Source organism: Parvularcula dongshanensis (assembly GCF_014199615.1).
Taxonomy (GTDB): Bacteria; Pseudomonadota; Alphaproteobacteria; order Caulobacterales; family Parvularculaceae; genus Parvularcula; species Parvularcula dongshanensis.
On record NZ_JACHOB010000009.1, the window covers coordinates 1 to 22325 of the forward strand.

Consider the following 22325-nt stretch of genomic DNA (forward strand, 5'->3'; position numbering starts at 1 on the left):
ACGCCCCAATCCTGCTGGCCGTAACCGGTCGTGTTGTGGACCTCCAGCATGGTGACGAGGCCCAACGACTTGGCCTGTCGGATGATCTCGGCGACTTCCAATACCGGCGTCGGCCCCCAGGGCTCGCCCGAACTCAGAGCGATGCGAACGGTATTCGCGCCAAACGAGGCGATCGCGGGGAGGGCGGCGTCAGTCGTCTCCGGCAGCCAGGCGTGGGCTTGGTTGACGCCGCGGATCAGGAACGGCCGGCCGTTCGCATCGAGAACGGTCCGGCCCGAGACCGAGAAGCCTTGGGCACAGGCGGATGCAGATAAAAGCAATGAAATTTGAGTAGCGCCAAACCAGAACAATATTAAGAATAATTTGCACAACTTGATACTATACACCCATACTCTCCTATTAAAACTAAACATTACGCCCCAAATCTACGTCTCTGGCAGCACTTCGCTGCCTAACGCCCCCCGCCATCGTCTTATGCGTTGGATCGGAGCTCTGTAGAATATTGCTAAATGTTTTCGATGCACCGCCACCCTCGATTACCCCTATCCCAGTCTCTTTCGAAGCTCGATCCGCAGATGCAGTCCGGACCAATGCGGAGAAGGCAGGCTACTGGGATGTGGCAAGGATGGACGGCTAAACGAGGCTCGACGTCGATTGTCAAACCTCGCTATCATTCTCATTACGCCGTTATATCCAACCTGATGCTGTAGGCGAGTGCCGTGACAACGATAAGACAAGTTGCAGAGAAGGCGGGCGTATCGACCGCGACGGTGTCGCGAGCGCTATCACAGCCAGACAAGTTGAGCGAGCAAACTCTCACTAAGGTCATGGCAGCGGTTGACGATATGCGGTACCGACCTAACGCCCTTAATCGTTCGGTCGCTGCAACGTCGTCCATGAGCGTAATTGTCATGGTGCCTGATCTATCAAACCCTTTTTTTGGCAGTATATTATCCGGTATAGAGCGGGTCGCTACTGAAAATGACTATGCTATGTTGGTTGTTAATACTCATGATGAAAAGGCGGTCGAGGAGCGCTGCATCGACCACCTAGGAAAGCGCCGGGTAGATGGCGTGATACAACTTGGCGCCCGTCCTGGCGAAGAACTGATTAGTGATGTTCGTCGGCGTTCCCTACCGTTCATCCATGCGATCGAAAGCACCTTGGATACAACGTATCCAACGGTAACGGTTGATAATGTTGCCGCCGCTTCGGAGATCGCAACACACCTTACATCCTTAGGACACCGCGAGTTTGGAATAGTAGGGGGGCCGTTCGAGAGCGCCATTACGGTCTCGCGAATGAAGGGGTATCAGAAAGCGATCGAGGCGGTGGGCGGAGATTGGGCGAAGGTTCCTCGTGCATATGGTCCCTTCACGCTCGCTTCAGGAGAAGCCTCGGCGGTTTCTATCCTGCATCAGCATCCAGAGGTAACTGCACTAATTTGTATGAGCGACGAACTCGCGATGGGGGCCATTAAAGGCGCTTTCGACTTGGGAATTTCAGTTCCGGAGAAGTTGTCTGTTGTAGGGTTCGACAACATACCGGCTAGCGGGTATTTTATACCCACAATTACCACAGTTACGCAGCCGGCATCTAAGTTGGGATCGCTGTCGATGACTATGCTTGTGGCAACACTAGCTAAGCAGAACGTTCCGCGCCCGAAGACCGTGCTACACGCTGATCTGGTTATTCGGCGTAGTACGCGACGGCTTGTTGGAGTGTGACGGCTTGACAATAAATGCGGGTAACTGCGGGCGCGAAATTCGGAAGATACCGGTGTGCTGGGAACTTGTTTTGTCGTAGTCTGAGCGCCGGTCTTTAATTCGGTGCTGTAGTGACGGGTATGTCCTCATTTACTTTGTGAGGGATAGTAAGTAGTCTAAATCGCTACCGTCCGTATCGGGGCCGATCTTCACAACGGGACGCCTCAGCGGTAGCCTCGGGGGGCCTCGAAGATGACAATTGCGCCTTCGAGCGGATGGCCGCGAAGCGATCTAAGTCGGGTGTCGGTAGGCGGGCGTGGCTGCCTTTTGGATGATGCGTGTCGCCCACTGCCCGGCGAGGTCCACACCTGCGTAGATCGGTACGAGCTGTTCGGGTGCGGTCATGGGGACTGTCCTTGTCTGCGGGACACACAGGAGCCGCGGGTTCGGCTCCGTGTTCCCACTCTGCCCACTGTTCTGGCAACTGTTCAGGTCGGTGAAGATCAGGACGGACGAGCCCCGGGCAACGGACGGATCACTCTTCAAAGGCGGTCCGGGACCTCGGCCGCCCCAACCCCATCAGACCAGCAAGAGACAAGAGCGTTCTATACGTATAAGGACCGGGTCCGGCGTTCCGTGGCGATCTTATCCTGTTAGGTTTGGAGTCTGTGCAGAAACTACCTTGCGTGGCCTAGCGGTCTGACAAGCAGAACGACGGCAACAACATAGAGGAAGGCTTCTGCGGAGGCTGTGGTCGTTTCGGTGTCCGTCCAGAAGCGTCGATTTCGACCGAGCCAAGCGAAGGTGCGTTCCACGACCCGCCAGCGTGGCTGGGCGACGAAGGCGGTCTTGCCGCGCAATCCTTTACGATCTCGGGCGGCCCGAGGCACGCGTCTCGGGTTCGCGGTCCTTGATAGCTGGCGTCGGCAAAGACGAGGCCTACGAAGGGGAAGCGGGTGCGCGAGGCTGTCATCAGCGGACCGGCGGCATCGCGGTCCTGCACATCGGCAGGCCCGACTTGCATCACGCGCAACCTGCCGTTGGTATCGACCAGGGCGTGGCCTTGCGACCGACGACCTTCTTCTGGCTATCATCGTCGCGCACTCCGCTCGCCTCGGTGCGCTTCACCGATTGGCTGTCCAGGACCGCTGCCGATGGGCTTGCTTCGCGTCCTTCCCGCTCGCGGTCCGGAGGGGCAGCTTCTCCACGGCGATAAGATTGTAACATCAAAGCAGTCTTGCCACGCCAAACAATCCAATCTTGCCACCTAAGAGCCCGTGCGGAAAGTCGTTGAGCAGCTGACGTCCGGCTGATTCCTGAGGGTGTCGAAGCCTTTTGGAGCCAGTCATGTGGACGCCAGCTACCAGGGCGCAGCATAGCCGCTGCGGCCTTCGCTACCAGACCGACCTGACAGACGCGGAGTGGGCGGTTGTCGATCCGCTGCTACCGGAGAGTTCGAGCGTTGGCAGGCCTCGCAAGTGGCCGCTTCGCGCGCTGCTGGACGCGGTGTTCTACATTCTCCGGACGGGCTGCCCCTGGCGGTTGATCCCGAAGGACTTCCCGCCCTGGAGCACGGTCTGGAACTGGTTCCGTACCCTTCGCGACGACGGGCTCTTCGTCCGCCTGAGCCGTGCTCTTCTGGTTCTGGACCGCGAGCGGGAAGGACGCGAAGCGAGCCCTTCAGCAGCGGTGATGGACAGCCAGTCCGCCAAGACGACCGAGGCGGGCGGACCGCGCGGCTACGACGGGGCGAAGAAGGTCACAGGCCGCAAGCGCCACGCGCTCGTAGACACGGACGGCAGGCTGCTCGTGATGCAGGTCGGACCTGCAAGCGTCCAGGATCGCGACGCGGCCGGTCCGCTCGTCACTGCCTCGCGACCCCGTTTCCCCTTCGTCGGGCTCGTCTTCGCCGACGCAGGCTACCAGGGACCGCGCGCCGCCAATGCTTGCCCGGTACCGCTCGAGATCGTCAAAGGCGTGCGCGGCCAGTCCACCTTCACCGTCCAGCCCCGCCGATGGGTCGTCGAGCGGACCTTCGCCTGGCTCGGCGGGAACCGCCGCTTCTGGAGGGACGCCGAAGCCACGACCGCCTCCGCCGAAGCCTTCCTCTACGCCGCCGCCACCGTCCTGCTCGTCAGACGGCTAGGCCGTACGAGGTAGTTTCCGCACGGACTCTAAGTTCGCCGTTGTTCTAGCGCTCTGCGCTCTGCGGGCATGCGTGCCACAAACTCGAACCGTACTTCTTTCGGCGTAAGGAGACCGTCTCAAGCTGCAACAGGTTACATCCCATCAAAAAGGGGGAATTTCGATGCAAAGAAACCATCGCAGAACGCATTGTCATTACACAGTAATTCTGCGGACCAAGCGGATAGCCATGCAGCGCCAGCGGACGGCACGAGCGGAATTGCAAAGGCGTTTCATCTGGTCTAGTGTCAACGAAAAGATAAGCCCTAGGGAGGGGTCATGAAGCATTCATTAGGTGTTCGTCGCCTTTCAGCGTTAGGCGTATCGTTTTTTGCGCTTCATACCGCGACGGCGGTCGGTCAGGATGCAGCGCCGGAGTCAGTCGAAAGCGATCAAACGCAGGACGTCATTATCGTCCGGGGTGTGCGGGGCGCGCAGGAACAGGCAATTGATACAAAGCGTGATGGAGCCCAAGTCCTAGATGCTATCGCGGCAGAGGACATTGGCAAGCTGCCCGATGTAACGATCGCGGACTCCCTGCAACGAGTAACAGGGGTACAAATTCGTCGATCAGCTGGCGAGGGTGCCACAGTCAATGTTCGGGGCCTCCCGCAGGTCAGTACTCTTCTCAATGGTGAGCAATTTCTAAGCGCCGGCTCGATCACGTCCACCCAGCCCAACTTTACGGATATTCCCTCGCAGCTGTTTCTCGGGGCTTCCGTATACAAGTCACCAACTGCCGATCAGCTCGTATCTGGAATCACCGGTACGATCAATTTGCAGACGCGTCGCCCCTTCGATCTCGACAATGGCTTCAACGCCGCCGGCGGCATTGAGGGTTCTTACGGATCGGTAACAGAGCAGTGGGACCCGTCGCTTAATGGCCTTGTAGGTTTCCGGGGAGACAGATGGGGCGTACTTGTTTCGGGTGCCTATTCAGACCTTACCTTGAACAATCAGTATGCAGGCCTTCAGTATGGGGGCAATCTGCACGATGAAACCTATCAGGACGCGACGCGTAGCGATGGGTTTGTTGGGGCCTACTCGACCGGAGCGGGGAGCCCTCCGTCGCGTGCGGTGCCGGTAGGATCCTGCGATGAAGGCACGGGCGCGGTCCGGCCTTGTGGCTTCGACGTAAACGGCGACGGCGACGCAAACGACATGTTTTTCGGTGAGCAGTCTCATCTAGTCCGTGACCAAGCCACGCAGCGGCAGCGTCTGGGACTGAACGCTTCGTTTCAAGCTGATCTTGGGGGAGGATTCGAGCTCGTCGCCGATGGCTTCTACACGAACCAGGACGAATATAACCGGACGGTCGGCTTTCAATTCCAATCCGTCAACTGGCAGGGCGCCACTTGGACCCCGAGAGTCTTCCGGGATACTGGTCTCCAATTGCCGAACTACAACCATGCTGGCTCAGGAGGCGAACTATTAAACTTCTATACGACTCAAGTATACGACTATAATCTGCCAAATTTTGACTCTTATTCCGAAAATAACGTAGTTGAGTCGCAGTCGAGCAACTTTAACGTCGAATTGAACTATGATGATGGAGGTCCGCTGACTTGGTCGGGGCGATTCATCTACGGCACTGCCTCCCAAGACCAGGACAACAGCTATCTACAGTTCAGCCTGACCGATGGCGTCCAATGGCAGCCCACCGGCGTAGGGAGCTACCCGTCGTCCCTCGGCGGGGATCGGGCATTCAACCCGAACGGCTACCGGGTAAATACGCTTCCGGCGTCGATTGACTATACAGGCGAGACACCGGTCTACACGTTACCCAGCGAGCTGTTGACGCAGCTTGAAGATCCAGCTCGCTACGCTCTTAAGACCACAGCTTCTGAGAACAACTACGAGCGTGACTCGGATTTGTTCGTTGCTCGGTGGGACGGATCCTACACCTTTGAGGACGGCTTCAGCATCGATGCGGGTATCCGGTATTCGCAACGGGACACGACCAATTATGCTTTCGAACGCCTAGCCCCGTTCTACGGTGGCGACGGTGCTCGTATCGTCACTGAGCGGGACGAGAGTGGTGCTCCTGTCGCGTTCGCTCCAGCGCCGGAGGGGTGTCTAGTCAAGTGGAAAGCATTCGACGTCAGTCTGAATTCCGGGAATGTTGGTGACTGCCAGGCTCCAGACGGCGATGGCGGATTCTATACGGCGGGTTTCGTCAGGCCGGCAACGCAGTTGGGCGATGGGGTGCGGTACTTCACAGGTCTAGCTGATATTAGCGGAATTCCTGGACTGTATGTCTTCGATCCTAAGGGGATGGACGACGTTGAAGAGTTCCAGAACACTCTCTATCCTGGCAATGTCGAGGTTGAGTTCGGAGGCCGGTCCTACGGCGTCGATATATCACAGTGGTCCGGCTATCTGCAGGGCAACTTCGAAGGTACGGCTGGTGTCCCTTACAGCGGCAATGCCGGCGTTAAGATCATTCAGACGAAGTTGGACGTTACGCAAACGACGACCGGCGATGCCGTTCCTTACGCAGGCTTCAACCGCGTAGGCGGAGAAGTAGTAACGGATCGAGACTTTGTCGATGTCCTCCCATCCTTCAATGTCGCCTTCGACCTGACCGAACGCCTCAAGCTTCGGATGGCGTATGCTAAGACCATGACGCTGCTGGATCTGAACCAGTGGGGTGGCGGGCTGAACCTCTCATACGCGATCGATACGACGTTCTCTCCACCTATCTTTAGGGTCAACGGTGGTAGTCAAGACGGAGATCCAGAGCTCGACCCTTGGAGGGCAGACAACTATGATGTTTCACTGGAGTACTACCTAGGCGAGGCGAGCCTCATCAACGTTGGTTATTTCTACATCGATGTCGATAGTTTCATTGAAAGTGGAACGATCACTCGATCAGATTTGCCGGATCTGGACGGAGAAGTTCGAGGCCGGCAGGTTGCTATCACCTCGCCGATACAAGGGGACGGCTCAGCACTGAAAGGGATAGAGGCAAGTTGGCGTCAAGCCTTCTCCGACATTCTACCGTCGGAAAATCCACTCTCGTACTTTGGTTTCGATGTTAACTACACGTACTCGCCTTCTGACACGGATGCTGAGGACTTGGACGGAAACGCGATACCGTTCCAAGACAACTCCGCCCATCAATCCAACGTCGTTGCTTGGTTCCAGGGCGGTCCGCTGCAGGCCCGCGTGGCGTACAACTTCCGGTCGAAGAGGGCGGGACAATCCGATTACGCGGGGATACCAGGTTTTCAGCTCTACCAAGAGCCAACACATTACCTCGACGCGTCAGCGAGCTACGATGTAAGCGACAACCTCACCGTTTACTTGCAAGGGTCGAACCTCACCGAGGAAAACGAGCAATTCTACGCTACGTTTGAGGATCAGTTCGAGCATACCCAGCTGTTTGAACGCCGGATCATCGCAGGTATTCGAGGCCGGTTCTAGGTTCTAATCGAGATACGACGGTATGTCCGTGTCTCGATTAGGCTCGCGTCCCTCCCGACGCATGACTCGGCTGGTCGTTTCGGCGGCCAGCCGCTTTTTCCTTCCATAGCGTGATCTGATGTCGACTAACGCGTCCACAGCGCCCATCGAAAGGGTCGTCATCGCCGGCGGTGGAACGGCGGGATGGATGACGGCGGCTCGCCTAGCAACGGCATTGGAGCGACAGCCAGTAGAGATCGTGGTGGTCGAGTCCAGTCGACGACCGAGTGTTGGCGTTGGAGAGGCGACGGTTCCGGCAATCCTGGACTACCTTCGTGACATCGACATCGACCCGTTTGCAGTTCTTAGTTTGACCGAGGGCACTTTCAAGCTCGGTATCGAGTTCGTCGATTGGCTCGAAGACGGCCATCGCTTCTTTCACCCGTTCGGACTTTATGGAGCGCCGACCCGAGGGGTGAGTTTTCATCAGTTCTGGTTGAAGATGCGGGCGGCAGGCCGAGCAGACCGGCTCGAGAGGTATAGTTTGTGCTCAGCGCTTGCTGAGCAGAACCGTTTTCGTCTCCCCTTGAGAAAGCCGGAAGGGGATCTCACGGTCTTCTCCTGGGCCCTACACTTCGATGCTAGTCTATTCGCTGACGTCCTTAAGAAGGTTTGTCGCCGTCGCGGGGTTAGGCACATTGATGCCGAGATCAAACGTGGTGAGTTATGCGCTGCAGGGGATAACCTAGTTGCGCTCCATCTAGATAACGATGGAGTAATCAAGGGAGATCTCTTCCTAGACTGTACAGGGTTCTCGTCGCTTCTGTTGGGAGGAGCGATGAGGGTACCGTTTACGGATTGGAGCCAATTCCTTCCTGTAGACCGAGCAATTACCGCCCCAACCAAGAGAACTAGAGAACTTGCACCCTATACGCGATCGACTGCTCGGGAGGCTGGGTGGCAGTGGAGGATCCCACTTCAGCACCGAGTTGGTAACGGTTACGTCTATTCAACGAGGTTTACCGATGGGCAGACCGCCGAGAGGTTATTTCGTAGTACGCTCGAAGGGTCGCTATTGGCGGAGCCGCGAACCATCCGGTTCCAGACGGGTCATCGCGAGAGTTTCTGGGTGGGCAATGTTATCGGTATCGGGCTCGCCGCCGGTTTCTTGGAGCCTCTCGAGTCCACGTCAATCACGCTCATTCAGACAGCTATCGAGCGTCTAATTGATCGGTTCCCAACAAAAACCATAAGTCCGGCACTGCGGGATGATTTCAACCGAACGACGACTCTCGAGTACGAGAGGATCCGCGACTTTTTAATCCTTCATTACTGGGGCAATCGTCGCATTGGTGAAGAATTTTGGGACAAGATGCGAGAAGCTCCGCTGCCCGAACGCCTCGACCATAAAGTTCGGCTTTTCCGAGACTCCGGTCGGATCGTTCGCTACGAGTGGGATACGTTCTTAGACCCGAGCTGGATATCTCTGTATGCGGGGTTAAACCTGTTGCCGGACCGTCACGATCCGCTCGCCGACTTTTTCGAGGAGGACGAACTCGAGGCAGCGTTCCAGAAAATGCAGGCAGTTGTCCGAGAAAACCTTGCATCCTCCCGAGATCACGCGGATTTCGTAGCGCAACACTGCGCTTCGAGGCGACCCCAATCAGTCGTTAATCACTGAGGCTACACAATGAAGTATTCTTCATTTTTTATTTCTTGGCGACGGGTGCTTTCGAGATTTGCGGTCACGAACCTCGTTGTCGTTTGCTCTGCATTGCCGGCTGCTGCGGGACAGGCGCAGGATCCGGGCATCGTGAGCGTGCAGGGCTCCAGCTTCGTCCGGAACGGGGAGCCCTACCGGTTCGTGGGCGTAAATATGTGGTACGCGGCATACCTGGGTGCTGATGCTTCGTTTGGAGACCGAGAGCGGTTAGTCGCGGAACTGGACCTTCTTAACTCGCTCGGCGTGAAGAATCTTCGGATTCTCGGTGCCTCTGAGGACAGCCCCTACGGTAAGTCGCTTAAGACCACTTTTCGGGACGCCTCGGACGACTACAACGACACGCTCCTCGAAGGGCTTGACTTCGCGCTCGCAGAGATCGGCAAGCGCGATATGACGGCTGTCGTCTACCTCAACAATTTTTGGGAATGGTCCGGCGGGATGGGCACCTATCTGTCTTGGGTGAACGGCGGAGAGGCGATTGATCTTGGCGACTCAGCTCATCCATGGCCAGCCTTTCCCCGCTTCGTCTCGGGCTTCTACGAGAACGACCAGGCGAACGCACTCTATCAGGACTATATCCGTACACTCCTGTCTCGCACAAATAGCCTGACTGGCGTTCCTTATAAGGAGGAACCAGCCATCATGAGCTGGCAGCTCGCCAACGAGCCGCGGCCGAACCCCGATGCCGGGGAGGGGGATCCTGCCCTCGACGCGTTCTACGACTGGGCGGACGAGACGGCCGACCTCATCAAGGATCTCGACCCCAACCACCTCGTCTCGACCGGCAATGAAGGCACGATGGGCTGCAACGGGCTCGAAGCCTGCGTCACCGGTCTGCACGCTTCCGATTCGATCGACTACCTCACCTTCCACATGTGGCCGCGGAACTGGTCCTGGTTTGACCCCTTCGAGGCGGAGGCCAGTTTCGGCACGACCGTCACCGAGGTGAAGGGCTACATCGATCGGCATCTCGCGATCGCCAAGGCCGACGGCCGACCGATCGTTCTCGAAGAGTTCGGCCTCGACCGTGCCGATGAGGTGCTAAGGGCTGGTACGCCGTCTCCGCATCGCGATCGCCTCCTCGAGCTCGTTTTCGCTGAAGTCGAAGAGAGCGCGGCAGGGGATGGCCCGTTTGCCGGCACCAATCTTTGGGCCTGGGGTGGTTACGGCCGCGCTCAGCACGAAGACGGCGAGTGGCGGCCGGGCGACACCAGCTTCACCGGCGACCCGCCGCAAGAACCGCAGGGCCGCAACTCGATCTTCGACGAGGACGCGTCGACACTCGCGATCATCGAACGGCACGCCAGCCGTCTTCACGGCTCGGCCGAGTAGCCGCACTCAATCACCGAAGGGCAGGGGACGGATGGGCGTCACGACAATCGATCTCGCGATCATCGCGGCCTATCTGGCGCTATCGGTCGGTGCGGGCTTTTGGGTCTCGAAGCTCGCCTCGCAGAGTACGCGTAGCTACTTCCTGGGCGGCAACAAGCTGCCCTGGTACGCGTTGGGGCTGTCGAACGCGTCGGGCATGTTCGACATCTCCGGCACGATGTGGATGGTCTACCTGCTGTTCGTCTACGGCATGAAGAGCATCTGGATTCCCTGGCTATGGCCGGTCTTCAACCAGATTTTCTTGATGATGTTCCTGTCGGTCTGGCTCCGACGGTCCGGCGTCGTGACGGGGGCGGAGTGGATCACCTTCCGCTTCGGGCAGGGCCTCGGTGCACGCCTGTCGCACCTCGTGGTCGTCGTCTTTGCGCTCGTCGTCGTCCTCGCATACCTCGCCTACGGCTTCGTCGGCATCGGCAAGTTCGCCGCGACCTTCCTGCCATTCCAGCTTCTCGCCGACCCACAGGCGAACGCGAACGCCTACGGCCTCATCATCGTCGCTATCACCTCGCTCTACGTTGTTAAGGGCGGCCTGATGGGCGTCGTCCTGACTGAGGTTTTGCAGTTCTTCATCATGACGATAGCCTGCATCATGATCGGCGTCATCGCGATCAACACTGTCTCGCCGGAAGCGATCGCTGCGGCGACGCCCGCGGGGTGGAGCAACCCGTTCTTCGGCTGGCGACTTGACCTCGATTGGACGGGGATCATGCCCGCGGCGAACCAGAAGATCGCCGAGGACGGATACGACCTCTTCACCTTCTTCTTCTTGATGCTGCTTCTGAAGGGCGTCCTGCAGAGCCTCGCCGGTCCCGCTCCGAACTACGACATGCAGCGGGTCCTCTCGGCGCGGACCCCGAAGGAAGCGGCGTGGATGTCGGGCCTCGTCAACGTCGTCCTCACGCCGCGCTACCTCTTGATCGCGGGGCTCGCGGTTCTCGCGCTCGTCCACTTCATGCCGACGCTGAACACCATGGGCGACGACGTCGATTTCGAGCTTATCCTGCCCTTCGCCATGCGCGAGTTCGTGCCCGTTGGGCTTCTAGGCCTTCTGATCGCAGGGCTCCTTGCGGCCTTCATGTCGTCCTTCGCGGCGGCAGTGAACGCTGCGCCGGCCTACGTCGTCAACGACCTCTATAGGCGGTACGTAAACCCGCACGGCGAAGAGAAGCTCTATGTCCGCCTCTCGATCCTCGTTTCGGCGCTTTTCATCGTCATTGGCACCGGGATCGGCCTTCTTGTCAGCGATCTGAACGAGCTGATCCAGTGGCTCGTCTCTGCCCTATACGGCGGGTACACCGCCGCCAACGTGCTCAAATGGGTCTGGTGGCGCTTCAACGGCTTCGGCTACTTCTGGGGCATGGCGTCGGGCATTCTCGTGGCGCTGCTGCTTCTCGTTTCTGACAGTATAGGCTTACCGGACGCGATCACCTCGCTGTCCGCCTGGGAGTTCTTCCCCATCCTGTTCGCCATCACGCTAGCGGCCAGTGTGGCGGGTTCGTTGACGACGGCGCCGACCGAGCGAGAAGTGCTGCATGACTTCTATAAGCGAACTAGACCTTGGGGGTGGTGGGAGCCGGTACGGAAATCGCTCTCCGAAGCTGAAGGCCGTCGGATAGCTGCGAACCCGGATCTTGCTCGAGACCTCGTCAACGTGGTCATCGGCATCTGTTGGCAGAGCGCGCTCATTGCCGCGCCAATGTTCCTTGTAATTGGCAACACGTTTGGCGTGCTGACCGCGATTGTGGTCGCGGGCGTTCTGTCAGTTGCTTTGAAGTTCACGTGGTTCGACAAAATCTGCGACTATCCCGTGGACGTCGGCGCAGCAGAGGCCGAAGCGTGGTCGCAGACTCACGACGAACCCGTCGGTAACCAGTCCCTCCGCAAGCGAGCGGAGGCGACGGTGTGAAGCGGGTTGCAATCGCGGCATATCTACTGCTGGGCGGGACCGGGGCCGATGGTGCCGACGCTCAAGATCGCAACTCGGTCTTCAGGCTGATTACGAAGACGGCCGATGCGGGGTTGACCCTGTCGGGCCAACAGGTGAACGCTGTTCGTAGCTTCGAAGAATTCACCTGCTATGAGAGGGCCGCCCAGCTAACGGGCAAAGAGGCGGTGGTCCTCGGCATGGAGACGATGGGGGTACAGCGGAACCCCTTCTTCCGGGACCAGTTCACCAACCGCGCGCGCGAGCATGCTGCGCGTGGTGGCATCATCGCCATCACCTGGCACCCAAGAAACCCGATCGAATGGTGCCGAGCGGGCGAGTATTATTCCTGTTCTCTCGGCACGATGGATCAAGCGGACTTTGACCGCGTCGTAACGCCGGGCACCAGCGCCGATCAGATGTGGATGGCTGATGTAGATGAGTTGGCGGGACTTCTTACGCAACTGACCGAAGCCGGCATGGCGCCCGTCTTCCGACCGTGGCACGAGATGAGCGGTCGCTGGTTCTGGTGGGGACAGAAAACGCCGGAGAGCTTCGCCGCGCTCTGGCGGCGGCCCCACGATCGACTGACCAACCACGACGGTCTCCGCGATCTCGTTTGGGCCTGGTCGCCTGATAAAGAGTCCGAAGGCGCTGAACGGTATTATCCAATCGATCGAGAGCCGGACTTCGTCGGTGCCGACCTCTACGCCGCCGACAGTGATGGTCCGATGTCCGAAACGGCGGAAGGGAACGTCCGTCCGCTTCACCCGTCGGGGCTCTTTGCCTTCACTGAGGTTGGGCTTCTGCCGTCAAACGAGATCTTTGAGAAGATCGCGCCGTCCTGGTTCCTGCTCTGGACGAACGAGTTCATCGACCGGCACTTGTCTCGCGAGCCCTGCGAGCGCTGCAATGAGACGTCCGACGTCTCGAGGATCTATGCACTGGATCGAGTCGTAACGATGGATGAGCTTCGATGGCCCAGCGGAGCGCCCATTGTCGACACCACCGACCTACCGCCGCGGCCGCCGCGGCTTTGCCCTCAGGGCGACCGACGATGAGAGGACCTTGGTCATGACGGATAATTTTGACGCGCGCCTGGTTGCGCTGAGGGAAGCGCACACCGAGCTCGTTGATCGCCCTAACCCCCCGATCAAGCCCGACAATGGCATCTACGCACGCTACGCTCATCCAGTGATTAGCGCGGCCCATGCGCCGCTCCATTGGCGTTACGATCTCGATGAGCGGTCGAACCCATACTTGATGGAGCGCCTCGGCGTGAACGCCGCGTTCAATGCCGGTGCGATCAAGTGGGAGCACAAGTACGTCCTTTGTGTAAGGACCGAGGGTTGGGATCGGAAGAGCTTTTTCGCGCTTGCTGAAAGCGATGACGGAGTTTCAGGGTTCCGGTTTCGTGATTTGCCTATCGAACTTCCCGAGGCGGCAGAACCGGCAACCAACGTCTACGACATGCGCTTGACGCGACACGAAGATGGCTACGTGTACGGCACGTTCTGCGCCGAACGCCATGACGACGCGAAGCCGCATGACCCTTCCGCCGCTACAGCAGCCGCCGGGATCGTTCGTACCCGCGACTTAGAACGTTGGGAACGACTGCCAGACCTAAAGACAAACTCGTCGCAGCAGCGCAACGTTGTCCTCCACCCGGAGTTCGTCGATGGACGATATATGCTCTACACTCGCCCCCAAGACGGGTTCATCGATGCAGGATCGGGCGGCGGCATCGCCTATGGCTTCACTAACACGATGGAAGGGGCAGTCGTCAGCGAAGAGAAGATCCTCGACCCGCGCGTCTATCATACCGTCAAAGAGGTCAAGAACGGTCAGGGTCCTGCCCCGATCAAGACGCGGGAAGGCTGGCTCCATCTCGCGCACGGGGTAAGGAACACCGCCGCCGGCCTGCGTTATACATGCTATCTCTTCGTCACGGAGCGGGACCGCCCGTGGATTATCAAGTACGCGCCGGGCGGACACCTGCTTGCACCGGAAGGCGACGAGCGAGTGGGTGATGTCTCGAATGTCGTCTTCTCGAACGGTTGGATTGCTGACGAGGATGACCGCGTGTTCATCTACTATGGTTCGTCCGACACGCGCACGCACGTCGCCACCACCACCATCGAAAGGCTTCTCGACTACGCTAAGAATACCCCAGCCGATGGATACACTTCCGGCGCTTCAGTCCGCCAACGGACCGATCTTGCGCGTCGAAATCTTGAGCTGATGAAAGCGAAAGGCTGGCGATGACGGATAAGCTCGATCCGCAGCGCTTCGAGGATGAGCTTGCGAACATCCGCGACTGGTGGCTAGCCTATGGCCTCGATCACGACCGCGGCGGGGTCTGGGGTGCGATCTCGCACGACAACCAGCCAGATAAGACGGCGGATAAGGGTTCCGTCGTCACTGCGCGGACGCTCTGGTTCTTCTCCGAACTCGTGAAGCGCGCACCGGACGACTGGGAGGCAGCAGAAGCAGCTCATGGGCTGCGACGCGATCTTAACCGGCTCTTCCTGGATGAAAAGCATGGCGGCTACGTCTGGTCTGCGAAAGCAGATGGTGGTTGGGCGGACGACAAGAAGCAGACCTACGCTCAAGCTTTCGCAATCTACGCTATGGTGTCCTACGCGGAAGCGTTTCGCGACGAGTCTGCGAAGGCGGAAGCGCTCGCACTCGCTCAGTTGCTCGAGCACAAGACGTGGGAGCTAAAGTACGGAGGCTATCTAGAGGCCTTCGCGCAGGATTGGGGCCAGGGCGCAGATCAGCGCCTCTCAGAAAAAGACGTAGACGCCCCCAAGACGATGAACACGCACCTCCATGTGCTCGAAGCGTACACATCTCTACACAGGCTCGTCGGAAGTAGCTTTACCCACGATATATTGCGGCAGAACATCGACCTCTTCAACGATCTCTTCGTTAAGCCGAGGGATGCGTGCCACTTGTCCCTGTTCTACGCAAATGATTGGACGAACCTCTCGGACGACATTTCCTATGGTCATGACATCGAAGCGGGATGGCTTCTCTGCGAAGCAGCCGAAGCGCTCGAAGAGCCGAGAAGGATCGCGGCGGCGCATAGGACTGTTGCTTCAATAGCCAATGGTGTTCTCAACGATGGTCTTAGCGAACTTGGTGGCCTTCTCTACGAACGGCATCCTGAAACAACCGGTCCGGTCAAAGAGCACCACTGGTGGGTACAAGCAGAGGCAATTGTCGGTTTCTACCAGGCTTACCAATCGACCGGGGACCAGCGGTTCCGGCGGGCGTCCGAGGCGGTCTGGTCATTCACCGACCGTGAAGTAATCGATCATGCGAACGGTGAATGGCATTGGTTCTCGCAGGCGGAACAGCCTCTGAAAGGGCCGTACAAAGCTGGGTTGTGGAAGGGTCCTTATCATAACGGGCGCGCGATGATGGAGATGGTCAAGCGAATGACTGCGTCAGGTGCGGAGCCGGCGAGGCTAGAGGCGTGAACCGACTGCGCGAGACATGAGTGGGGACGGTCACAGGCCATAGACGCCCATCGCGAGGTTTTGCTGGCTGGTCGACGAGAAGGAAACGAGATCATGAGAGTTCTTACGGTAAAGAAGCGCACCCTGTCCCTGGCGGCGGTCAGCACCGCTGCCTTGGTGTTCGGAGCGTGCAATAGCACAGCTCAGTCCGACCCCGGTGAGATGGCGGAGAGGCAAGGTATCGCGCTCGAGTACCTCGCGCAGTTGAGCGATGAAGGGAAGCTGCTGGCTGGCACGCAGGTCAACGAGTACGAAGTCTTTCTCGAATGTGATTCGATGGACCGCCTCGTCACCATGCTCGACGGGGAAGAGCCTGCAGTCCTGGGCCTCGAGTTGATGTTCGCGAAGGAGTACCCGCCCTACGAGGACGTCTTCGTCGAGCACGCCGTTCGGCACGGCGAGCGCGGGGGGCTCGTCAACGTCGTGTGGCACCAACGCAATCCGCTTCACATCTGCCCGCGGGGCGAGTTCTACACGTGTTCGCAAACGCCGATGTCCGAAGCCGAACTTGCCAAGGTTCTGACCGAAGGAACCGAAGAGTATCGGCTTTGGCGCGAGGACGTCGCCGCGGCGGCGAAAACTCTTCGCCGGCTAATCGATGAGGACGTGCTCGTGTTCTGGCGGCCCTATCACGAGATGAACGGCGGTTGGTTCTGGTGGGGCCAGAAGGCGAGCTACCCGCAGCTCTGGGACGCGCTCTACGACGCGCTGGACGAGGAGGGTGTGGCCGAGGACATGATCTGGGTCTGGTCTGCCAACCGGGCGACGCCGGACGCGGAGAACTACTTCCCCGAGCGGCACATGCCCGACGTCGTCGGCTCGGACGTCTACGAGAACGACAATGACAGCCACGAGTACTACGGCGCGGCCGAGAACATTCGGCCGCTCGCCGAGGGCGCGCCTTACGCGCTGACCGAGGTCGGCCGGGCGCCGTCCGAGGACGTGGTGGCCGAGACGCAGCCGGCTTGGGTCCTGCTCTGGGGCGGGGAGTACCTGAACGCGGACTGGCGCCAGACCGAGACCTGCGATCACTGCAACACGGCCGAGGAAACGCGCGCCTTCTTCGCGCGCGACGCGATCGTCTCGCTGGAAGAGGTGCCGGACGAGGTGCGCGCCGCGCTCGCGGGCGGAGAGCCCGAGCCGGTGCTAGCAGAACGGCCGGCCTGCGCGGTCAGCCTGCTGGAAGGCTAAGGAAGGGATTGATGATGCGGACCACTACGACACTGGCGAGCGCGATGGCTCTCCTGCTCGCGGCCTCGCCCGCAGCCGCGCAGAAGTTCGACGGGCTTGCCGACACCCCGCCAATGGGTTGGAACAGCTGGAACCACTTCGGCTGTCAGATCGATGAGGACTTGATCAAGGAGACCGCCGACGCCATGGCGCGGAACGGCATGCGCGACGCGGGTTACGAGTACGTCAACATCGACGATTGCTGGCACGGCGAGCGAGACGAGGACGGCTTCATTCAGCCCGACCCGGAGCGCTTTCCCTCCGGCATGAAGGCCCTGGCCGACTACGTCCACGAGCGGGGGCTGAAGCTCGGCATCTACTCAGATGCGGGTGCGAAGACCTGCGCGGGCTACCCGGGCAGCCAGGGCTACGAGTACCAGGACGCGATGCAGTACGCGCGCTGGGGCATCGACTATCTTAAATACGACTGGTGCAACACGGGGGAGGGCGGAGCGCAACGCAACCCGGTCGAGGCCTACACGACTATGCGGGACGCTCTGTACGCGGCGGGCCGCCCCATCGTGCTGTCGATCTGTGAGTGGGGCGACAACGAGCCATGGATGTGGGGCGAGGAGATCGGCCATCTCTGGCGGACGACGGGTGACATCATCAACTGCTGGGACTGCGAGGTCGGGCACGGGAACTGGTCGTCCTTCGGTATTATGAACATTCTCGACAAGCAGGACGGGCTGCGGGAGTACGCTGGTCCGGGACACTGGAACGATCCAGACATGATGGAGGTCGGGAATCTTAGCACGCCGGCGGAGGACCGCGCCCACTTCACCATGTGGGCAATGCTGGCGGCGCCCCTCATTGCGGGCACCGACATTCGCGATGTATCGGACAGCCTACGGACAACCCTAACCAACGAGGAAATCATCGCGGTCGATCAAGACCCGTTAGGCATCCAAGGATACGCGCACAAGAAGACGGCCGACGTGGAGATCTGGGTGAAGCCGCTGATGGACGGCGATTGGGCGATGACGATCCTAAATCGGTCCGACGAGCCGCAGGACTTCGAATACGACTTCATGAATGAATATGCCTTCGAGGACGCGTTGACGGGAAGGCGGACGGCGTTCGAGAAGGAGGTCTACGATGTCCGCGATCTATGGGCAGGCGAAGATCTTGCGGACACGTCTCGACCAATCCGAAAACGTCTGCCGGTCCACGATGTCCTCGCGCTACGGCTGACTCCGACAGGACCAATGCCAACACGGCAAGAAAACGAGATCGAACCAGATCCCGGCTCGGCGAAGCAGGAATAGCGAATGACCGTTACCTATCGGGCGAACGCCAAGCGTTACGAAGCGATGACGTACTCCCGGGCTGGTCGGTCCGGCCTGCGCCTGCCGCAACTCTCCTTGGGTTTGTGGCACAATTTCGGCGGTGACACGCCACACGACACGAAGAGAGCGATGTGCCGTCGGGCGTTCGATCTCGGGATCACGCATTTCGACCTTGCTAACAATTACGGGCCGCCGAACGGCAGTGCTGAGGAAGCTTTCGGCACGGTATTGCGAACTGATCTCGCGCCGTACCGCGATGAACTCATAATCTCGTCAAAGGCGGGGTACCGGATGTGGGACGGGCCCTATGGCGAATGGGGGTCACGTAAGTACTTGATCGCCTCATGCGACCAGTCGCTCGGAAGGACCGGGCTCGACTATTTCGACGTGTTCTATTCGCACCGGTTCGATCCTGACACTCCGCTTGAAGAGACGATGAGCGCACTCGATCAGATCGTACGATCGGGGAAGGCGCTTTATGTTGGTATCTCCTCCTACCCGTCCACTGCAACCCGAGAGGCTGCGGCGATCTTAAAACGGCTAGGCACGCCGTTCGTGCTTCATCAGCCGCGCTACTCAATGCTGGACCGCTGGATCGAACGCGATGGACTGAAGGACACGCTTGAGGAGCTCGGTGTCGGATCGATCGTCTTCTCTCCGCTTGCTCAAGGACTCCTGACAGGCCGCTATCTCGATGGAGTACCGAGAGATAGTCGGGCTGCGCAAAGCAAGACTCTGCCGCAAGCGGCGGTCTCCGATGAGGCAGTTCGCCGGCTGCACGCGCTGAACGACATCGCCAAACGACGAGGCCAGACCCTTGCGCAGATGGCAATCGCGTGGGTCCTTCGCGATGGACGCATCACCTCGGCTCTTATCGGGGCGAGCCGCGTTAGCCAGATCGAGGACTGTGTTGGTGCTCTCTCGAACACGAGCTTTGCGCAAGATGAACTCGCCGAGATTGATGAGTATGCCGATGAGCAGGTCATCGGCTTAGATTGAGAACTCATCGAAAGGGCGCCACAGGATGTTCAACAAAGTACGTACATGTAAGCAGCACCTGTGCTTCGGTACGGCCGTGGGCCCCATGCCGATTCCGTTCAGAAGTGGATGATCAGGGTTCAGACCTCGTTTGCTTGCCTGCTCTTCTATCGATCGAAGCACCGGACCTGCGATCGTTGTCTGATCAAGAGGTTTCCTTAAAGACGACGGTCGCAGGTCGGCACCAGCATTGCCGGTTCTGTATTGACTCACTGCCGCGGAGATATCCTCGACCTTCTCAGGAACGACGTGGGCACCCTCATCGCGATCGAGGAGGCCGGTCTCGACTCAATGATGAGGGCGGCGTTAGAGTTCGGCGGCCTTGGCGGATAACGATGGTCGCCAGCGGCCGGCGGCCGACGCGTGGAACGTCGTCCTCTGTGACGGGGCTTTCGTGAGACCGCACCGGATCGTACCGAACGATCTGCATGGTGCTTTTCCGAACGAAACTTCGTCCTGGAACCCACTCAATCAGGATCTTCCTGCCTAAAGCCTGGCGTAGATCTAAGATCCACAAGTGCAGTAGAACTTAGACAAGAAATGAGGTCGAAATGACCACCTCGAAACGCGCCGCCGCCCTTTTTCAGAAGGCTCGAACAGAATCCAGCGGCCCACGCCGCGCTCGAGGAAGGGCGGATGGCACAGCGGGTTGCTGGTCTTGTTCGCGAGATGCGTGAGACCGCTGACCTCAGCCAAGCGTAGGTCTCGGAGAAGCTTGGGTGGTCTGAAGAGCGGCTCAGCAAGATTGAGAACCCAACCAGGCCCGACCGACCTGACCTACGCGGCGATGAACGAGATCGCCAAGGTCTGCGGCTTAGGCATGCCAGCAACCGTCAAGGAGCTGCCGCGCGGGTCATCCGAAGGTCGGCCTTCGGGGATGCTGGCGGGAGTCACGTCATCACTGGGAAGGGTGCTACGCCGCACGTGGCCAAAGCGATGCCGGCAACGCTACTGAAGGTCGTCGTCAGTCTTCGGCCTCCTCAAGGCCGATAGCATCTCATTCGAGCGGCTCAGTCGTCTTCGTCCCTAGCCGATGGCCCGCTCTAGCGTTCGCGCGTTGCGCTTGATCGCCCGAAGGAGGCTGCCATCGACAACCTTAAGGTCTTGCTTGGTGGATGCGGCGCATACTGCATGCGCCGACGTAGAGGCAATAGGCGGGATTGACGGTGTGCCGGACGCTTCATTCAGCAATGGCCCGTCCGGCCGGCAACTAGGAGAACGCTAGCATGGTCTCGCACTTGGTCGGGCACGCTGGGGCGATCGTGGGAGACGCGTAGCTGACGGTAACAGGTGAGAGGCGCGCGGCCCGTCCGGAACTGCCCTCTGCAGAGGCTTGCAGGCAGCCATCGCGTCCGAGGTTGGCCGCCTCCGCGCCGTGCATGACCCGTTACGCCAACTGCCAGTCGGCGGCGATGCCTAGCTCATCAGTGCTAAGCGCGGTGATCTGCGCGGGTCTACGCGTCGACCGTTCACGCCGGTCTCGCTCGCGCCGCCATCGTCTAGGGGGAGCTCTAAGTAAGGCAGAGCGTCAAGCTCGATGCTGAGGACGTCGCGGTGCGCATCCCCAAGCAAGCGCGGATCTCAACGCCGTTCGCTATCTACGCCGCTCTTCGCACATGGTATGCTGAACCCGGGGGTAGAGGAGGACATGACGATGGCCGGTTCGGATATCAGCGGGGCCGATTTTCTTGCGATGCTGAAGAGCGATCCTGTCATTCGCGACGCTCTCGAGGAAGGGCGAGTGGCGCATCTCGTCGCAAACCTTGTCCGAGAGATGCGGGAAGCCGCCGGCCTTGCCCAGTCAGAGCTTGCCGAGAAGGTCGGTTGGCCGAAGGCGCGCCTCGCCAAGATCGAGAAGGCCAGCGCGCCAAGCAGGGTTAGCTACGCCGCGTTGAACCGGATCGCCGAGGCTTGCGGCTTCCGCATGCCAGCGAGCGTCGACGAGCTTCCGCGCTCGTCGGACCCGAGATGATCGCTACCCGTTACCGGCCCTAAACGTCGTACCGGCGTCGAGATGGACGTCAGCGTCTAAGATCTGGGAGAAGTCAGCCCCAGATCCTTTCCTGGTTAGAGCCGCGCACAGTAGACAACCCTGTCGACCGACGCAGGCTCGAACGTTCCTGCCGGAACGATCTGGTCGATCCGGACCCAGCGGGGCGCCTCGGCGTACTGGATCTGCACGATGGGTGGGTCGACCCTGACGACGAGGCCGCAGACTGTCCGGTCGCCCGGAGCGAGCGACGCTCGCCAGGGCGCGAGGCTCGCCTGGTACTCGGCCTCGCGCCGTGCGGCCTCTTCCCTTTCTAGTTCGGCTTGTCTCTCGTCCTCGGCCGCCGCCGCGTCGTAAGCGGCAGCGGCGGCTCGCAGCCTGTCAGTCTGTCCCGCCGCGAAGCTCTCACGGCGCGCTGCCGCGTCCGCGTAGAGCCGATCGAGGTCGAGGCCGGCGAGCGCTTCCCGCATCCACGGCGGGTGTGCGGCGTAGGAGATCGGGTCTGCCGCTGCGCCTTCCGGCGTGAAGCCGGCCGCCGCGGCGGCGGTCTTGCCGAGGACGCCGCGCGGGGCGGTGAGGACCGAGTTGCAGCCGGTGTAGCCAGCGACGCGCCGCGGCGCCTTCTCCTTCACGATGCAAGCGTCGTTACGGCCGCGGATCCTGTCGCGCACCTCGCCAGCTGCCGCGAGCCCGACCGACTTGTCGCTCGCGCGGAGCCAGACCGCCTCCTGGTTCGGGTCGGCGAGGTTGCCGGTCAGCGACGCTTCCCAGCTGTCCTCGCCCGTGTGGCGGAGGTAGACGACCTCCGCGTCCGGCGGTGCGACGAGGCCCCGTTGACCGCTTCGCGGCTCGCCGACGCCGAGGTCGCGGACGATCGACCAGCCGTCTGTCAGGGGCGTCTGCGACGCGCCGGTCGCGCA

The 22325-nt window shown here is 60.0% G+C and carries 15 protein-coding genes and 2 pseudogenes; 14 read left to right on the forward strand and 3 right to left on the reverse strand.

From position 1 onward, the window contains the following. On the reverse strand, positions 1-320 hold a 320-nt coding region (locus GGQ59_RS14385), incomplete at its 3' end, for a cellulase family glycosylhydrolase (RefSeq protein WP_183819840.1). Positions 321-719: 399 nt separating this feature from the next. On the opposite strand from GGQ59_RS14385, the pseudogene GGQ59_RS15575 reads away from it, so the two are divergent. Next, positions 720-851: pseudogene (locus GGQ59_RS15575) on the forward strand (LacI family DNA-binding transcriptional regulator); the annotation flags it as partial. Positions 852-896: 45 nt separating this feature from the next. Then, complete coding sequence (locus GGQ59_RS14390; RefSeq protein WP_246408947.1) at positions 897-1727, forward strand: LacI family DNA-binding transcriptional regulator; 831 nt, start codon at positions 897-899, stop codon at positions 1725-1727. Between the two features lie 670 nt (positions 1728-2397). Here GGQ59_RS14390 and GGQ59_RS15580 read toward each other — a convergent pair. Continuing rightward, positions 2398-2760, reverse strand: a complete 363-nt coding sequence (locus tag GGQ59_RS15580; protein WP_425511360.1) for a hypothetical protein — start codon at positions 2758-2760, stop codon at positions 2398-2400. Between the two features lie 293 nt (positions 2761-3053). On the opposite strand from GGQ59_RS15580, the gene GGQ59_RS14400 reads away from it, so the two are divergent. The 12 genes from GGQ59_RS14400 to GGQ59_RS14455 all read left to right on the forward strand — a co-directional run bounded on the left by GGQ59_RS14400 (position 3054) and on the right by GGQ59_RS14455 (position 21387). Then, positions 3054-3866 carry an IS5 family transposase gene (locus GGQ59_RS14400; protein WP_183819846.1) on the forward strand — a complete coding sequence of 271 codons (813 nt, stop codon included), beginning with the start codon at positions 3054-3056 and terminating at the stop codon, positions 3864-3866. Positions 3867-4169: 303 nt separating this feature from the next. Next, positions 4170-7316 (forward strand): TonB-dependent receptor, encoded by a 3147-nt coding sequence (locus GGQ59_RS14405; protein ID WP_183819848.1) that lies wholly within the window; start codon positions 4170-4172, stop codon positions 7314-7316. A 118-nt stretch (positions 7317-7434) separates the two neighbouring features. Beyond that, a complete protein-coding gene (locus GGQ59_RS14410) occupies positions 7435-8976 on the forward strand; it encodes a tryptophan halogenase family protein (protein ID WP_183819850.1) in 1542 nt (513 codons plus the stop codon). Between the two features lie 9 nt (positions 8977-8985). Beyond that, entirely contained in the window at positions 8986-10350 is a 1365-nt protein-coding gene (locus GGQ59_RS14415; RefSeq protein ID WP_183819852.1) for a glycoside hydrolase 5 family protein, read from the forward strand. Between the two features lie 31 nt (positions 10351-10381). Beyond that, positions 10382-12316, forward strand: a complete 1935-nt coding sequence (locus GGQ59_RS14420; protein WP_183819854.1) for a sodium:solute symporter family protein — start codon at positions 10382-10384, stop codon at positions 12314-12316. After that, positions 12313-13395, forward strand: coding sequence for a glycosyl hydrolase (locus GGQ59_RS14425; RefSeq protein WP_183819856.1), 1083 nt, complete (start codon positions 12313-12315; stop codon positions 13393-13395). Before GGQ59_RS14420 ends, GGQ59_RS14425 begins: the two co-directional genes overlap by 4 nt. 13 nt (positions 13396-13408) lie before the next feature. Continuing rightward, the gene (locus GGQ59_RS14430; RefSeq protein WP_183819858.1) at positions 13409-14599 is read left to right on the forward strand and encodes a glycoside hydrolase family 130 protein; all 1191 of its coding nucleotides are present in this window, start codon (positions 13409-13411) and stop codon (positions 14597-14599) included. Further along, entirely contained in the window at positions 14596-15819 is a 1224-nt protein-coding gene (locus GGQ59_RS14435) for an AGE family epimerase/isomerase (protein WP_183819860.1), read from the forward strand. The genes GGQ59_RS14430 and GGQ59_RS14435 overlap by 4 nt, the downstream gene beginning before the upstream one ends. 93 nt (positions 15820-15912) lie before the next feature. Next, positions 15913-17049: a glycosyl hydrolase gene (locus GGQ59_RS14440; protein ID WP_183819862.1), complete on the forward strand. Its 1137-nt coding sequence runs from the start codon at positions 15913-15915 to the stop codon at positions 17047-17049. Positions 17050-17063: 14 nt separating this feature from the next. Continuing rightward, entirely contained in the window at positions 17064-18356 is a 1293-nt protein-coding gene (locus GGQ59_RS14445; RefSeq protein ID WP_183819868.1) for an alpha-galactosidase, read from the forward strand. Between the two features lie 3 nt (positions 18357-18359). Next, positions 18360-19376 (forward strand): L-glyceraldehyde 3-phosphate reductase, encoded by a 1017-nt coding sequence (mgrA, locus tag GGQ59_RS14450; protein WP_183819864.1) that lies wholly within the window; start codon positions 18360-18362, stop codon positions 19374-19376. A 1693-nt stretch (positions 19377-21069) separates the two neighbouring features. Next, on the forward strand, positions 21070-21387 hold the full coding sequence (locus GGQ59_RS14455) for a helix-turn-helix domain-containing protein (RefSeq protein WP_183819866.1): 318 nt from the start codon (positions 21070-21072) through the stop codon (positions 21385-21387). A 95-nt stretch (positions 21388-21482) separates the two neighbouring features. Here GGQ59_RS14455 and GGQ59_RS14460 read toward each other — a convergent pair. Further along, a pseudogene (locus GGQ59_RS14460) lies at positions 21483-22325 on the reverse strand (hypothetical protein); the annotation flags it as partial.

Excerpts from the sequence above, each read along its gene's own strand:
- GGQ59_RS14410 (WP_183819850.1), top strand. The coding sequence starts at position 7,435 with ATGTCGACTAACGCGTCCACAGCGCCCATCGAAAGGGTCGTCATCGCC.
- mgrA (WP_183819864.1), top strand. The coding sequence starts at position 18,360 with ATGACCGTTACCTATCGGGCGAACGCCAAGCGTTACGAAGCGATGACG.
- GGQ59_RS14420 (WP_183819854.1), top strand. The coding sequence starts at position 10,382 with ATGGGCGTCACGACAATCGATCTCGCGATCATCGCGGCCTATCTGGCG.
- GGQ59_RS14390 (WP_246408947.1), top strand. The coding sequence starts at position 897 with ATGAGCGTAATTGTCATGGTGCCTGATCTATCAAACCCTTTTTTTGGC.
- GGQ59_RS14430 (WP_183819858.1), top strand. The coding sequence starts at position 13,409 with ATGACGGATAATTTTGACGCGCGCCTGGTTGCGCTGAGGGAAGCGCAC.
- GGQ59_RS14445 (WP_183819868.1), top strand. The coding sequence starts at position 17,064 with ATGCGGACCACTACGACACTGGCGAGCGCGATGGCTCTCCTGCTCGCG.
- GGQ59_RS14455 (WP_183819866.1), top strand. The coding sequence starts at position 21,070 with ATGGCCGGTTCGGATATCAGCGGGGCCGATTTTCTTGCGATGCTGAAG.
- GGQ59_RS14415 (WP_183819852.1), top strand. The coding sequence starts at position 8,986 with ATGAAGTATTCTTCATTTTTTATTTCTTGGCGACGGGTGCTTTCGAGA.
- GGQ59_RS14435 (WP_183819860.1), top strand. The coding sequence starts at position 14,596 with ATGACGGATAAGCTCGATCCGCAGCGCTTCGAGGATGAGCTTGCGAAC.
- GGQ59_RS14440 (WP_183819862.1), top strand. The coding sequence starts at position 15,913 with ATGAGAGTTCTTACGGTAAAGAAGCGCACCCTGTCCCTGGCGGCGGTC.
- GGQ59_RS14400 (WP_183819846.1), top strand. The coding sequence starts at position 3,054 with ATGTGGACGCCAGCTACCAGGGCGCAGCATAGCCGCTGCGGCCTTCGC.
- GGQ59_RS14405 (WP_183819848.1), top strand. The coding sequence starts at position 4,170 with ATGAAGCATTCATTAGGTGTTCGTCGCCTTTCAGCGTTAGGCGTATCG.